The sequence below is a fragment of the Flavobacterium sp. MMLR14_040 genome, assembly GCF_033657265.1.
In the GTDB taxonomy this organism is placed as follows: domain Bacteria; phylum Bacteroidota; class Bacteroidia; order Flavobacteriales; family Flavobacteriaceae; genus Flavobacterium.
The window spans coordinates 259,276-275,543 of sequence record NZ_JAWVWO010000004.1 but is presented as its reverse complement, the minus strand read 5'-3'; the positions used below and the strand labels follow the sequence as shown (position 1 = coordinate 275,543).

The following is a 16,268-nucleotide window of genomic DNA, read 5'->3' as shown; positions in this document are numbered from 1 at the left end:
CTAATTTGTATTTATAACACTGCCGGAGCGTGTTTCCTGAATTGTTTTGATTCCTTTTTCTGTCTCTTTCTTGACGCGGACCAAGCCTCCTTCATTGTCATATTCATAAAATGTCCCGTAATTGTTTTCGTCCAGCTCTGACATTAGCTTGAATGTCTCAGGATCATAAACAAATGATTTTACACTACCTTGCAGCGGATGAATCCTGATATCATCAAAATACACCGGAATACTCGGACTATTATTCTCCAGCTGAATACCTATGGTAATGGTATTGGTGGGGATTTTGAATTTTTTAACAATACGCTGCCAGCCATCGATAATATTTCCTGATGCTTGTACTGATAAGGAATCAATTTTATGTGCCCTAATATCTAAAGCTTCTTTGTTATTGTAAAACACAATTTTAATTGCAGCGTTTTCATACGTTTTAACCTGTGCAAATAGTTCTTCTTTTACCCATGCAGTCAACATATAGTCTTTGCCTGGTTCGGGTTTAAACGAAAAGCAGTCATCGCAAAAATCTTTTATTGATGGGGTACCGCATATGATATGGGCATTGATAAGTTTGTCTGAAAAATAAGTGTCATCTGAGGCTAATAAGCTAAAATCAGGATGTCCAAAATAAGTACCGCTATCAAATTGGTTAATGTCTGATTTTGGGAATTGTGTTTGCGGAAAATCAAATAAGTATTTAAGAGATTTAACAAGATGTGTTGTTAAGGTATTTACCAGATTTTGATTAGAGTTTGGATCTTGATTTGGGGATAGATTTACGTAATAATTTTCATCAACATAAAAACCCTTTTCAATTCCTACAACATATAAATGTGGTAGTGCCGGATTACTTCCCGGAGCATTATTGAATTTTTTCATTGTCGCTTTTAACCCTAATACATCTGCTGTCTGGCAGCCATCTGTTATCATTACTACCATGTTGGGTTTCATAGAATAACCTAAAGCTCCTTCCAGACCACTTCGCCAATAATCCGAAGAGGCGCTTACACCGGTTGTCTTTCCATTTCTGTTGCCCAAAGCATCTATCCATCTATTAAACTGATTTAGACTTGCCGGGGTGTTGGTTAATTTAGTAGGTTTTATAAAATCAGTTCGTGTATTTTCGTCACTGTCAGACATTCCTGTTAATGACACATAAATATTAGACCCAATAGTATCGTTTGTTAGTGCTTGCTGTAAAACAAAAGCCTTTAATTGTTTTTTTATTTTATTGGCTTCTGTTGGGGCAATAGAACCTGATTCATCAACTACTAAAGCGACATGGGAAACGCAGGATAATTCCTGCGGGCAAAAGTTTATATTTCGAACATAACCGTCATTTACATTAACAGATCCGTTACTGAAACTTATAGGCGAAGAAATTTTTGTAGCGGCGTTTTCATATTTGCTTAAATCAATATTTGTGATTGACCCGCCAGCAGATTTTGGCAATTGAACATCATTTCCTATAGCTGTTTCCGAAAAAGAAAAACTTATTTGTGTACTTGTATTAGCAAAGTTGTAAATTTTTGCTTTTTGATCTGTTGTATAAGGAGATAATGCCGCTATCTCTTTAGAAGCATAACTATTTGGGTCTGTGCCATTGGGAGTATTTGCCAGTTTATTAGTAAGAGCAATAAATAATCGATGGATTTCCGGTGTTAGTGTATTTGTTTTGGTACAGGAAATATAAGGATCGCAACTTTTTACACTAATTTGTTTAGAAAATAATATATCGCAGTTTTGTTCACCAGTCGCAGTTAGTTTAATTTCATATTCGCCGGGAAGTTCGGGAATAAATTTATACTCGCCCGTAGTGTTTACAGCCTTATTGATAACCATATTGGAAGAGTTTGTGCTGGACCAGGTGTAATTTAGCTTATTGAAAGTCGTTTCAAAAACAAAATTAATGGGTTCTTTAGCACAAAACCTGCTTTTAACAGTGATGTCTTTTGTAAATGTTGTGGTACATCCGTTTAAATTTGTAACAATAAGTGTTAGAATATAATCTCCTTCTGCAGCAAATTTATACGAATACAATCCCGTCGTATTAGTATTTGAATTAACAATTTCTCCTGTTTTTGTTGCTGCTGACCAAGAATAAGTTAAGTTTGGGGCGGTGGTTTCAAGCGAAAAATCACTTTCTACATTTGAATATAATTCTTCTGATTTTGTTTTTAAGGTTCCAATTATTGGAGTACAGTTAACAACATTCAAAGTAACTGGTTCTCTATCTAAAAATAGAGGTGACATGTCTGGGTTGCCAGTATGTAAAGAGCGACAGATATATATTCCTGAGTCTGTAGATTTTAGATTTGAAATAATATAAGTTCTTGAAGTTGCTCCAGCAATTATTGCGCCGTTTTTGTACCATTGAAATGTATCGTCATTAGTAAATTTATTATCTTCATACATTGTTAATGTTACTGTTTGCCCAATTGGACTATTGACCGTTTTTTGGGTGTCCGTTTTGTTCTGTTGAGCATATTTAAAAGTAATAAATTTAGTTTTGAAATTTTGAAATTGATTTGCAAAATCGACAAATCGAAATTTATTGTAGGTAATATTTAATTCATGTTGTAGATTACTTAAATCTGGAATTGGTCCACTAAAATTATTTAACTCAATTTGTAACCAGGAAAGATTATTTAAGGTACCGATACTATTTGGTATATTCCCATCTAAATTATTTATTCCTATTGCTATTCCTGTGAGTGCATTAAGTTGTTCTATTTCCAAGGGAATTGAGCCGCTTAATGAATTAGCCCTTAGGTATAATGTCTTTAGACTTTTTAATTCAAAAATACCTGAAGAAATTGGTCCGCTTAAAAAGTTATTATGAAGATAAAGTCTTTCCATAAAAATTAACTTTCCTATTTCTGTTGGAATTTGCCCTTTTAAATTATTATTATACAAATCTAAAGATGATACATGACCATTTGTAACTATAATTCCATACCATCCGGTTTTTGAAGTATTGTTCCATGATGTTACTGGTGTAGAGAAATCCCATCCTGTTTTATTTGTCCAATTATCCCCTTCAGTATTGTCATATAGTGCTTTTAATGCATCTTTCTCACTTTGAGAAATATCAATCACAGCTTGTAAACCTGCTTTTAATAACGGCTTTCTTTGCAAAAGTTCGTCCTTGTTTTTTTGTATTTCTAAATATTGTCTTTGGTAGATTTCTCGCATTTGATTAATCTGGCTTAAAATATCTTCAGGATCAGTTATTCCTCTTTTTTGCAGTTCTAAAGAAATTCTTTCTACATCTAAACCTATTTCCTGATCACTGTAATTTTGAGCATAAGAAGATAAAAAAACAAACAGCATGCAAACGGTGAATATCCAGTGTTTTTTTATTTTAAAATTATTTAGCATAAGTGCAATGTTTTTTGTTTTTTTTGTTAAAAGTAATAGCCAAAGACAAGGGTCTTTTTTTTGTTACTATTTGAAATAATTAAGAAGTTAATTTTCTACTGTTTGAAAAATTTATTTAATTAACAAGTTTAATAGCTCCAACTATTGGAGTACAATCTCCTACAGTAAGTGTTATTGGCTCTCTTTCTAACATTAATGGAGACATATCGGGGTTATTGATATGATACGATTTACAACTATACTTTCCTGCATCCGTTGCTTTCAAATTAGAAATCGCATACATTCTTGAAGTAGCTCCTGCTATTGCAGTACTGTTTTTATACCATTGAAAAGTATCATCTGCCAGAAACCTGCCATCTTCGCACATCGTTAAGGTTACTGATTTGTCAGAAGATGATAAGATGGTTTCGGTGATATCCGTTTTTGCTTGAGGTGTGAATAATAAACTGAGATTTAATTTTATTTTTAACGAATTAAATTGAGATATAAAATCAACAAACCTAAATTTGTTGTTTGAAAGTTGAAGTAGAGTTAATTCTGTTAAATTACTTAAATTAGGTATTTGGCCTTCTAATAAATTATTACCTAACAATAACCAATCTAAACTTTTTAACATACCTATTTCAGCTGGCAGGGTACCACTACATTGATTATAATTTAATATTAATGTTCTTAGATTGGATAGCAACCCAATTTCTTTCGGAATAGTACCATTTAAATTATTATCAGAGAGGTCAACAAGCAGTAAGTTTTTTGATAATCCTATTTCTGGCGGGATGGATCCTGTTAATTGATTATTAGATAAATCTAATGAACAAAAATTTATTGATCTTATTTCACGAGGTATGCTCCCCGTTAATTTATTATAATTCAAATTGAAAGATGCAAGTTCCGTAAGTTTACTTATAGATGGAGATATTATACCACTAAGTTGGTTATATGATAAATAGACGAATTTCAGCATTTGTAAATTGTAAAATTCTTCTGGTATACTCCCGATTAAATCTTGATTATTATATATATTTAACGTTGTCAAATATTTTAATTGTCCTATTTCCTTTGGAATTTGCCCATTTAAATTATTGTATCCTAAGTCTATAGTATTAACATGTCCACTATTAAGGTAAATACCCCACCATCCTGTTTGTGTAGCACTATCCCATGAAGTGACAGGAGTGTTAAAATCCCAACCTCTTTTATCTTTCCAGTTAACTCCTCCTGTACTATCGTATAATGCTTTTAGGGCATCCTTCTCGCTTTGTGGAATATCAACAGTGCCTTTTAGAAGTTGTTTTGGCGGTGTTCTTTGCAAAAATTCTTCTTTGATTTTTTTTATCACTATGTATTTCTGTTCATGTATTTTACGCCTTTGGTCAATTTCCCTATTAAGTTCATCAGTATTAGTAATTCCATGCTCTTGTAACGAAGCAATTACCCGGGCTTCATTGAAGCCTATTTCCTGATCGGTTGATTCCTGTGCAAAGGAAGATAATGAACCAAGAAGCACGCAAAGCCCAATTATCCAGTATTTATTTATTTTAAAATTATTTACCATATGTTGTTTTTATATTATTTATTTTGTTAAAAAAAATAAAATAGACGTGTTTTTTAAATTACTTCTATCCATAAAAGATTTACAGTAATAACCTTATGAAAAGTGATTAATTATAGAACTTTAAGTGTACCGGTAATAGGAGTACAGTTAAAGACATTTAATGTGATGGGGTGTCTAAGTAACCATAATGATGACATATCCGGATTAATGTTATGATATGATCTGCAAGTATAAGTTCCTGTATCTGTTGTTTTTGCGTTTGTCAGGGTATAAGTTCTTGAGACAGCTCCTGAAATAGGCGAATTGTCTTTATACCATTGAAAAGTATCATTAGCCGTAAATCTATTATCCTCGCACATTATTAAAGTTACAGCCCGACCAGTTGCGGCAGAAATTGTTTTTGGTGTATCTGTCCACCTTTGTACGTCATAATAAAAATTACTTAAAAGTGATAACTTTAATGAAAGAAATTGATTCTCAAAATCTACAAAACGGAAGTTATTGTTAGTTATATCTAATGATGTTAGATTTAAATTAGTTAAATCTGGAAGTAAATCTTCTAATTGATTACTTCTCAAACGTAAACTTTTAAGATTTTTTAAGTTTCTAATTTCATCAGGAATACTGCCTTCTAATTGATTATAATTTAAAAATAAACTCTCTAATTTACTTACTAGCCCTATTTCGGACGGAATCTGACCTTTAAGCTTATTATTATCTAAGTTCAAATATTTAAGATTTTGTAACTGTCCAATTTCTTTGGGCATAACTCCGATTTCATTAAATGATAACTCTAAATCTATAAGTTTGTTGAGTTGACCAATTTGAAGAGGAATTGCACTAAATTTATTCCAGCTAAAAAATAAGTGCTCTAAATTTATAAGTTTACTTATTTCCGGAGAAATCTCACCGCTAAAAGAATTATCAGTCAAACTACAAACGGAGAGCTTTATTAAGTTGTAAAAACTTAAAGGTATTTCTGTTAATTTATTTCCGCTCAATTTTAATGATTCCAACAAAGAAAGATTACCGATTTGCGACGGAAGCGGTCCGCTAAAATCATTGTATTCTAAACTTAAAAATGCAAGATTAGTTAATTTACAGATATCAGAAGGTATATTCCCACTTAGCGTGTTTCCCTCCAACTTAAGTAGAACAAGGCTATTAAGCTGTCCTATTTGAGTAGGCATAAATCCATTTAAATTATTATAGATTAGAGATAAAGATGTTATGTGTCCATTGGTAATAGTAATTCCATACCAACCTGTATTAGTTGCAGCGTTCCATGAAATAACGGGAGTTGAAAAATCCCAGCCTGTTTTATTTTTCCAGTTAGCACCGTTTGTACTATCGTACAAGGCTTTTAATGCATCTTTTTCACTTTGGGGAATATCCGCTATTGCTCCTGCTTTTAATAGTTGTCTCGGTTGTATTCTTTGCAAAATTTCTTCTTCCCTTTTTTTCATCACTATGTATTGCTCTTTATTCGTTTCCCTTATATGCTCAACTTCTCTATTGACTTCCTCTGGATCAGTAATTCCATGCTCTTGTAATGAAACAATTACCTGGGCTTCATTGAAGCCTATTTCCCGATCTGTTAATTCTTGAGAACATACAGTTGTTGTAATAAAAAGGCATATAATGCTAAAAGCGAATGTATATATTGATTTCATAAGGCTTATAAATTAATTTTTATTGATTGCGCCGGCTGTAACACAGTTCACCACTTGTTTTTTGATTACTGCTTTTTGATTTGGTGCGACTTTCAAGCTTTTTTTACCAGTATGCGATTGCTTGTCTGTTATACTTACATCATTGATTTTTAACTGCGCCTGAAAATCAAAATGAGAGGCATTGCCACAGGTTGAAAAATCGTAATCTTCAAATCCGTCAGAAGCCAGTTCACTGTATTTTGTATTTGAGCCAACTGCCACCGGAAAACGATTATTGTAGCCATATAAAGCCGAAGAATAACGATTTAATGCATCCTTATTTTCTACTTCTTGCCCGGCAGGATTGTATTGAGTCACTTGGGAAGCAAATGTCCATCGGTCATAATTTGTTCCTGTTGTTATGTTCCATGTGTTATTTGTAAACACATAAAAAGGATAAAAATCAGTAAAGAAGCCCGTTTTTCTTGGTGTAGGATCAACTGTATAATTTCTTCCGGTTAAATAAGCATACGATTTATTTGCTCTCCAATTTCCTAAAACATTATACAAATACGGATTGTATGATTTTTTAACAATGTCGGCTTCCTCAGCCTTAGTATCTGTATTTTCATATTCAAATTTTAACGCCCCATTATCAGCAAAAGTCATTTTAGGCAAATTGCACTCACATTGTGATGGCCAGACATTGTTGTATTCTATCGCTGAGGCATTCATAATTCTGTTGCTTGCTGTGCTAGACATAAAAGGGTTGCTTCCTATATTTCCTTTTGCGGTTATAATGTTGTTGTTCGTATCATACATATACAATGGATTTGTCATGGAGGTTACCGTTGCCATAGATGCCATTTGCATATTCCTGTGTCCGGAACGAATTACTTTTATCTTCGCCGTATATACCAGATCATTTTTGATAAGTATTCCTCTTTCATCAATAAGCTGGAAATTATCTTTAGTTACTTTTACTACCCAGACTTTCATTTTTGGTTTGGTTCTATCAGGACCAACTCCGTCTATCCATAATTCATCTCCATCAAAAAGGTAGTCAGACTCATTATAATTCTCTGTAAATTCATACTGGTTGCTTCCTGTTTTACTAATATTCCATTCCAGTCCAATATTTTTAGCTGCCTGGCTCATACCATCGTAACTCCAATAGGCAGGAAAATTAAAACTAAAGTACTTGTCATTATACTCATTCGCAGTTTCGGTTAATAAAACATCTCCGGTTTCAGCATCCCACGCTAAGTTTCTAGTTGATACTTTTAAACCCAGATCATATGCTATTTCTTCAGAAAGAATTGCCGTTGTATGTATAACTTTTGTTGTTACAGCAGTTCTTATCTGGCTTTCGTGTTTAGAGTAACTGGGTATTGGTGTTGGTACAACTACTATAATCAGGGTAAAAGGCAAAGTTGCAATGTTTAAATGAAGACCTCCGGTTGTAGTTACCGTTTTACTTTCCCTAAAGTCGTTTATTACATCATAATCTACACCTACTAGTTTAGAAGCGATAGCTCCTTTTGAATCGACTGTCTGGACAACATTGTTTAATTTTCCCTGGTTTTTATCACTGCTTTGCGTTATTGTATTGTATTTGTAATCAACACCAGAGATATACTCCTTTTGGCCTTCACCAAATACTCTTTGGTTTTTCATTTTACCATCCATATCATTGGTATGGATAGAATATCCTTGTGATAAAGTAATATGATCTTTTACATTTAAATTTAAGATACTGGCTAATGCAGTAGAGGTATCATAATTTGATGACAAGGTCGTACGATCAACAATAGTTGGGAAATCTTTTGAGGTATAAAATTCTGTAACAACAGTTCCTGTTGCGTGTTTTTTTACTATTGCGGTAACTTCTTTTTTATCATTATACTTGTTTCTTGGCAAGTTGGTTACACAGACCCTACTGTAGGTAACTTTTGGTGCCGGAAAAAAAGATTCCCCAAAAGGCTCTTCTACATAATTATCTGTATCGGGGCCTAGTAATAATTCCCTTCTTTTCTCGTCGTAAGAAGGCTTTATAAAAGGGTTTTCTTTACAGCCAAGGGGTTCATATGCAGCTACACCAGATGATGTCCCGTTTGCTAATTCATAGGTGTATTTTTGTCCGTACGATTGTTGATAAACTGCATTGTCTTTATGATTGGTCATTAAATCCCACTGATCGTGAATTTGAATTTCTTTCACACGGCTTCCTCCGCCAATTTTTCTACCGTCAGGATTTAAAAGTCTGATCCATGATTTATTACTCACAAATTTACTTGCTATACCATTCTTTTCTAATTGAGCATTTGGACTTTCAAAAATTTTCAGAAGTGCTGGCATCCAGCCTATAAGCTCCATAACAACACCTTCTAAATTATTAGTATCTTCCTCGTTATTCATGCTGTACATAAGTCTGTTCAGGTTATGTCGCCCGAAATTCCAGCCTGCTTTTTCAATAGGATTTACTTCTTTTTTATCCGGCTCAAATCCATCGCCTTTTCCAACATATTTAACTGGTATGGCTACATATTGTTTCCCGTTTGATTCCAGAAATCCGTAATTTAAATTTGCTCCTTTTTCTATGTTAAGGTATCCTGTTACGTAGTCGTATTTATCTGTCCCATCAATACCCGGTAAAGGATCAGGATTCACCATATTTAATAAGAATCTAAAATATAAGGGATTGCCTGTGTCTCCGATGTTTTTGATATATTTATCATAAAAAAGCTGAGGAATTTTCGGATCATTAATTGATAATTTCTCATCAATTTTATGATCTAATGCAACATAAATGTATGCTCCCAGGATCCTCTTTTGCATTTTATCTGCAATATCCACATTTGCAGCAGTCAGTCCTTCTTTTGTGCCGCTTCCCACTACTTTAAACATTTGCATGGCTGCCTTGTCCTGCACATATGCATAATCATCAGATTCATAATTTACCTCCATCTCACCACCCGAAGGTAATCGGATTGATTTTAGCAGCCACGCACTTGCATACTCGTCAGCTTTTTCCCGATTGCTCTGATCTACAAATGGATATTCTGGATTTGATAATTTTGACAACGTTTCTGGTCCCAATTGACTATTGGCTGGTTTGTAATTTCCCCAAACATCATATGCCTTCATGTTGTATGGAGGATTGTTGATTGCATCACTTTCAATACGATAGCCTGGCGTATTGTTGATTAAAACTTTAGGTGCATAACCAAATACATAGGGCGTAAATTTTCCCAAATTTGATTTTTTATAGGTAAAATAAACCTTATTTAAAGTTAGTTTCCCTTTCTGTCCCAGAGTTTCTGGCGTATTTTTACTTATATCGATGTTGTTATCAATATTTTGACATAAACTATAAACATATTCAAAATGAGTTTCTTTTATCGGAGTAGCATTCTCTCCACTCGCAGTATATTCCGGTTTTGAATAAAGCGATATTTTATCCAATTTGTACATCATTTGAGACTTATCTCCAAGTCCACCGTTTTCATCCGTAACGCCATATGCATCATTTCGCTGTGAGATATGAAAAACTGCAATGTGCGTTTTGGTAATTATTTTTTTTATATAAAGAAGCTCTTTTTCTCCATATTGGTAATTTCCTTTATTGTCTTTTTTACTTGATCTTAAACCTTCATCATAATTTGCCTGATTTTTCAGAAATGGAACCCTCCATCTGTAGGGATTTTTTTTGTCAGGCGTTTTGTTCTCATATTCAAATTTGGTATAAGTCCCTAAATCATCATCACTAGGTCCGTCATTTGTTAAATCCTGATAGTCGGCTGATAAAACAGAGGTGAGCAAATACGAATGTGCATAAGCTGGAGTCGTCACCCTGTTAAAGTATTGATCTCCGTCTTTGGAGTTTTTAGCCGAATTGTCAATATCGGGAGTATAGGTTACCAATCCATTATTGAAGGTGACTTTCTCGTAAGGATTTTTTGTATTACTTACATCAAATGTTGCTTCTTTTTTGACCGTATTATAGACTGCCCTGCCATAAATATAGCGTTCACCTCCTTCTTTTGTGATTTGTATTTCGGTTGTATGATGGTCTTTGGCAAATTCACTAAGCTGTTTTTTTGAACCAAATTTTTTAGATTCCAGAGCGGTTAATTTTTGAATAGTTTGATTTCTGGATAATCTTGATTCTCTCTTAATAATTCCATTATCGCTAATTACTCCATTGCTTTTGGCATAGTTTAAACTCGTGCTTCTGGAAAATTTACCACCAGTTAATCCTAATTTTACAGCATTATACCCCCCTAAGTTGTTGTCAAACAAATTTAATTCCTTGTCAACGTGTGCTCCGCCAATATTCTTAAAAAATACTTTTTCATAGTCAGGTCGGTTTTCGCTTTTTTTCTCTTTGAATCTAGCCAGAGCAGGATTTGAGTTTTCCCATAATGAACTGGTGCTTTTACCAAGTGTTACAGTAGCATCAAACCCAACATGAGCTCCTCCACCAGCGCCAAATTCCACACCTAAAGCCCCTCCATTACTATCATCATGCATTTCATTATCATAGACGTACCCTACTTGCGACTTATAAGGACGATACATTCCTGAAACCCCTTGTCCTTGTATACTATATAAATCATAAGTATTATTGGTTAAGGGTAAAGAAGTAGTGTTTTTATTAAATGTTCGGTCTTTTTCCCTATTAAAATCTAGGATATCTGCTTTCCCTGCATCGTATGTGTTTTCAAATCCGTAGGCTTTTTCAGTCTTATATTTTTCTGAATCCTTAACTCCCTGACTTATTCTGTAGCCCGAAAATTTCGCACCCGGTTCTAAACCCCAAAATTCTGTTTGAATATTTAAGTTAAACATATAATTCGAAGATACCATTCCTACACGTTTTGTCGGGGTATAAGAAGCGTTTATCATAGAAAGTGATCCTGAAGTTAAAGGATATCTTCCTATATTATCTTTAGTTGATTGTTCAATTTTGCTTATATGAGAAGACAATGTTGTGCTTTCTATTCCCTTTCTGCTATTATAACTTACACCTGCATTAGCATTTAAATTAATATCATTTAGGTCTTTTTCTCCAAGTTTTTTAGAGAATGAAATGTTTGGACTTAGTGATACGCCTTCGGAAGCAGAAGACTCTAAATCCATACCTACTTTTAAATTATCTCCTATCTGAAAACTTAATCCACCATTTGCAGAAACTCCAAATCCATCATAGTTATTATATTTAATACCGATACCTGCATTTATAGCTCCCTTTACTGCTTCATTAATTCCAAAGCCGGCCACAAAAACACTAGTATTTGCCCCAATAGTTATATTAGGCTTCATATTGTTTTCATAAATCATTTCATCCCCGTTGAAATCATCAGGGAGTCCGCGTACTTGTCTTGAAATTTGCCCAACACTAAGATCCCAGCCAAGTCCTACCCATGAAGCTTCCTGATCCATAGTTACATTAGAATTATAAGCAAGGTTTAATGGATATCCTCCAACATCCATTATGGGAATATTATAGTTAAAGTCTCCACTTGCCAGATCCACCATATCAGAAGTGCCAATTGGAGTGAAGGAATCAAATTCAGGTTGAGATGGCCCTCCGGTTAATGCATAAATCTGTATGGGCTGAAAGGTTTCCAGAAGAATCATCATAGCTAAATAAATCGCTGCGGTTTTTTTAAATTTACTTACTTTTCTTTGCTTGGTCATAAGATTATAGGTGTATAGGTGTCTTGAAATTTAAATTTTAGGATGCCTTTTCTAAAAAGGAAATCGGTATATACAAGTTGTATTTTTTCGTTCGGGTCTATTCCTGAGAAAAACAATAGAACTTTTTGATATGGAGCTATTTTATAACTTCTTTCATAGGTAACGCCGGAACATGAGATGGTGTCATTTTTTGATGTTACTACATAAAAATCTTTGCTAAGACCAAAAGACATGTATTTTACAGCATCAGTATACTCCATACCTGTAAAATCTTTTGAGAGCAAGTCTTTTTCTTCTTCTTGCTGAAAAACGAATTCAAGCACGCGTTCTCTTTTGTTTGCTTCATAAAGAGAATCAACCCTTTTAAAGTTTTCAGTACCAAAATCTTTTAATAAGTAATATTGAATGGGAACTTCGGTAGCTATAAAACCTATACCCTCTACTTTTTGAGTATATACACGAGATTTCCAGCCTATTTTTTCAAGGTTGAAGTAATGCTCTCTAATTTCTGAGCTGTCTAAATTTGATTGTGCATCTTTTTTACAAGAAAACAAAGCAAAAAATGATAAGACAAAAATGAACTTATTTAAGTCCTTCATATTTTTTGTTTATATAAATGAGTAAATCATTAGTTACATCAATATTTTGATCGGCAAACAAAACATTAAGTTTATTCTCAGATCCAATAATTAATTGGTATTTGTTTTCATTTGCAAACTCTGATGAGTAGCTCTTAATTCTTGCCCAGATTTTTGAAGATTGTTCAGAAGCAAAGATTTGATTGAATTGCTCCAGGTCACTTTTAGATTGAATAAATTCCTTGGTTATTATTTCTTTTTCCGAAAGTGAAAAATTAGGCGATTGAAGCTTTTGATATAAGAAATCTGTTTTTGTTTTTTTTGCATTAAACTCTTTTTCTCCTAATCGTTTTAATTCTTTGGTCATGTTGAAATTCTCAAATAGTCTATTGCTGTCTACATACACAATTTTAGAATTTGTATTGAATAACTTGAATAAAATAGTTACTAAAATAAAACAAACAAGTAAAATTATAAGGTTTGTCTTTTGTGAAAGTTTCGGCATAAAATCGTTTATAAGGCTTGTACAAGGGAATTGCTTGATACTTTTTTTATATACAATTTTAAGTTATTGTTAACACATTATAAACCCCGTAAAAAGCATAAAAGTATTAAAATAGGGTTTTTCCAATCTTAATAACAGACGTGAAATATTTTTTATTTACTATAATAACGACCTCTTTCCTTTTGTAGTAATCTTAAATAATGAAAAAATACTCGTGCAAGAATTAGTATTATCGCAATAAGACTATTTAGCAGTTATCGCCAACAAATAAAAAGTTGTTGAAAAAACATCTTATTGACATTTATCCTCTTTTCTAAATCTCAACAAAATTCCAAAAACCCTATTATATCACAATTAAGACTTATTAGGTTTAATTATTTTAACAACTCCCATTAAATTCGTTTGTTATTTACTAGATCAGATTTATTAATTTTTAACAAATCCTCTAATAAAAACAAACTTACGAATGTCAAAAAAGATTGAAAAAAAATATCAACTGAATAAAAAGCTATTAATCAAAGCTTATTCCTTAACAGAGATTTTAATTGTCTTATGTATTATTGGAATTCTTTTACTTATGGTTTTACCGAACCAAACCTCTGTAATTGGACAAGCCAAAGCCATTGAAGCACAGGCCATGCTTAATCAGGTTTATGGTTTAGAAAAAAGTTATTTCTACAGACATTCAAAATATTCAGGTAGTCTGGAAGAAATTGGTTTTGAACAGGAAAAAACAGTTGACGAAGGCGGACAGGCTGTTTACAAAATAGAAATATTAGAAGCCTCAAACGATTCATTTTCTGCACGCGCAACAGCTACATCAGATTTAGATGGTGATGGAAATTTTAATACCTGGGAAATCGACAGTAAAAAAATATTAACAGAAGTAACAAAAGAATAAGTTGAAAATAGCCCCAGCAATTTTGTTGCTTTGTTTAATATGTGTTTTTATTCAGGATTGGAAAGATAGAAAAATACACCTTTTTTTACCTATCGTAATTTTTGCAGTGTCCTTTTTTATTATTCCACTGAAAATAGTTGATCAGTTTGAAATAACACTTTTCAATACTAGTTTCTTTTTAATCACATTAGGCATATTAACAATTTATATGAGTTTGAAATCTAAAAAATTCCTAAACCCTTTCCAGCATTATTTTGGATTGGGTGACTTATTATTTTACGTTGCTGTGGCTCCCCTCTTTTTATTAAAAAATTACATTTTGTTTTTTATTTTCTCACTTCTATTTGCCCTGTTAATGCAATTTGGATTAAAGAAATTATTAAGGAAAAAACTGTGCCTCTGGCAGGATTTTCGGCTTTGTTTTTATTCATTATACTATTGAAAGACAATTTTATTGATTTTCAAAAAATCACCTTATTATAATGATACAAGATATTATAATCCTTCCCGAAATACAACATACTGTCTCTAATGACTTAGCCAATCAGTATCGAATATTACCTAAATTAATTCTTAACAATACATTAGAATTATATGTCGACAATTCTAATAATAATCAAGATGCAAAAGAAGAGCTCGAACTTTTCCTTGGAAAAAACATTGTTTTTTATCCTGTAAATGCCTCAGAAATAGAAAAAGCATTATCTATTTATTATCGAAAAGAAAGGGCTCTAACTTCGAATAAATCTTTAAACGTAGACAAAGGTGATTTCCTTGAAAATTTACTGACAGAGGCAAAATCATTAAAATGCAGTGATATTCATTTTGAGGTTTATGAAGATTCTTCCCGAATTCGTTTTAGAATTGACGGTCAATTAATTGAGCGCTACAAGATAGAAAGAGATAATTATCTTGAATTGGTCAATAAGGTCAAAATTAAAGCCAAATTAAACATTACAGAGAAAAGGCTTCCGCAAGATGGAAGAATTACTAATGAATCATTTGATATCAGGGTGTCAATTTTACCTACTTTATTTGGAGAAAAAATAGTAATGCGTCTTTTAGGCCAAGATGCATCAAATATAGATTTAAGCACATTGGGACTTCAAAAAGAAGAACTCGAAAGTTATCTCGAAGCAGTAAAAAAACCTAACGGAATTATTTTGATAAGCGGTCCAACGGGTTCAGGAAAAACAACTACACTTTATGCTACTTTAAGATTACTTAATGATAGCCGAAGAAATATTGTAACGGTTGAAGATCCTATTGAATATACTTTAAAAGGTATTAATCAGGTACAATTAAAAGAAGATATTGGACTTACCTTTTCATCTGCATTAAAATCTTTTTTACGTCAGGATCCTGATGTAATTATGCTGGGAGAAATACGTGATTCTGAGACCGCACTAATGGCCATTCGTGCTTCATTGACTGGTCATCTTGTTTTATCTACCATACACACCAATTCAGCCACCGGAACGATTTCCAGATTAATTGACATGGGAGTTCCCTCCTATTTAATTGCCGAGACTTTAAACTTATCTGTTGCACAACGACTCGTTCGAAAACTATGTAATAATTGTAAAAAACAAGCAATCAGCAATCCTAAAGATTTTCCTTTAAATTTCAAATTTCCTTATGAAATATCATCTTATTACAAACCTGTTGGCTGTAATAACTGTTTTCACACAGGCTATAAGGGTAGAACTGCAATTTATGAAATTTTAGATATTGACAATACAATTGCCGAAGCCATTAAAAATAATACTATCACTAAATTATATAGTGCCGATAAAAATTATAAATCACTGCCCGAAAAAGCATTTGAAATTTTAGCCATAGGAGAAACTTCTCTCGAAGAAATATACTCAATTTTAATAAACATATAAACACAATGCTTAAACAGGTTGTTTGCGTACTAACCGCATTATTTTTTAGTAATATTATTGTAGCCCAGCGGGATATCGTTGAGTTAAGTAGAAAATTTGACGAACTA

General features: G+C 32.8%; 8 protein-coding genes. 2 read left to right on the top strand and 6 right to left on the bottom strand.

The genetic code is table 11. From position 1 onward, the window contains the following. The 6 genes from SD960_RS08405 to SD960_RS08380 all read right to left on the bottom strand — a co-directional run bounded on the left by SD960_RS08405 (nt 1) and on the right by SD960_RS08380 (nt 13,371). Nucleotides 1-3,378 (bottom strand): hypothetical protein, encoded by a 3,378-nt coding sequence (locus tag SD960_RS08405; protein WP_318802216.1) that lies wholly within the window; start codon nt 3,376-3,378, stop codon nt 1-3. Nucleotides 3,379-3,493: 115 nt separating this feature from the next. Continuing rightward, complete coding sequence (locus tag SD960_RS08400) at nt 3,494-4,933, bottom strand: hypothetical protein (RefSeq protein WP_318802215.1); 1,440 nt, start codon at nt 4,931-4,933, stop codon at nt 3,494-3,496. Between the two features lie 110 nt (nt 4,934-5,043). Beyond that, nucleotides 5,044-6,606 (bottom strand): immunoglobulin domain-containing protein, encoded by a 1,563-nt coding sequence (locus SD960_RS08395; RefSeq protein ID WP_318802214.1) that lies wholly within the window; start codon nt 6,604-6,606, stop codon nt 5,044-5,046. Between the two features lie 12 nt (nt 6,607-6,618). Further along, on the bottom strand, nt 6,619-12,288 hold the full coding sequence (locus SD960_RS08390; protein ID WP_318802213.1) for a hypothetical protein: 5,670 nt from the start codon (nt 12,286-12,288) through the stop codon (nt 6,619-6,621). Beyond that, nucleotides 12,285-12,887: a hypothetical protein gene (locus SD960_RS08385; RefSeq protein WP_318802212.1), complete on the bottom strand. Its 603-nt coding sequence runs from the start codon at nt 12,885-12,887 to the stop codon at nt 12,285-12,287. The genes SD960_RS08390 and SD960_RS08385 overlap by 4 nt, the downstream gene beginning before the upstream one ends. Then, nucleotides 12,871-13,371, bottom strand: coding sequence for an OmpH family outer membrane protein (locus SD960_RS08380; protein ID WP_318802211.1), 501 nt, complete (start codon nt 13,369-13,371; stop codon nt 12,871-12,873). The genes SD960_RS08385 and SD960_RS08380 overlap by 17 nt, the downstream gene beginning before the upstream one ends. Before the next feature lie 466 nt (nt 13,372-13,837). Between SD960_RS08380 and SD960_RS08375 the strand changes: the two genes are divergently transcribed. Next, nucleotides 13,838-14,272: a type II secretion system protein gene (locus SD960_RS08375; RefSeq protein WP_318802210.1), complete on the top strand. Its 435-nt coding sequence runs from the start codon at nt 13,838-13,840 to the stop codon at nt 14,270-14,272. 482 nt (nt 14,273-14,754) lie between these two features. Further along, entirely contained in the window at nt 14,755-16,161 is a 1,407-nt protein-coding gene (locus SD960_RS08370) for a GspE/PulE family protein (RefSeq protein WP_318802209.1), read from the top strand. Nucleotides 16,162-16,268: the final 107 nt, after the last annotated feature.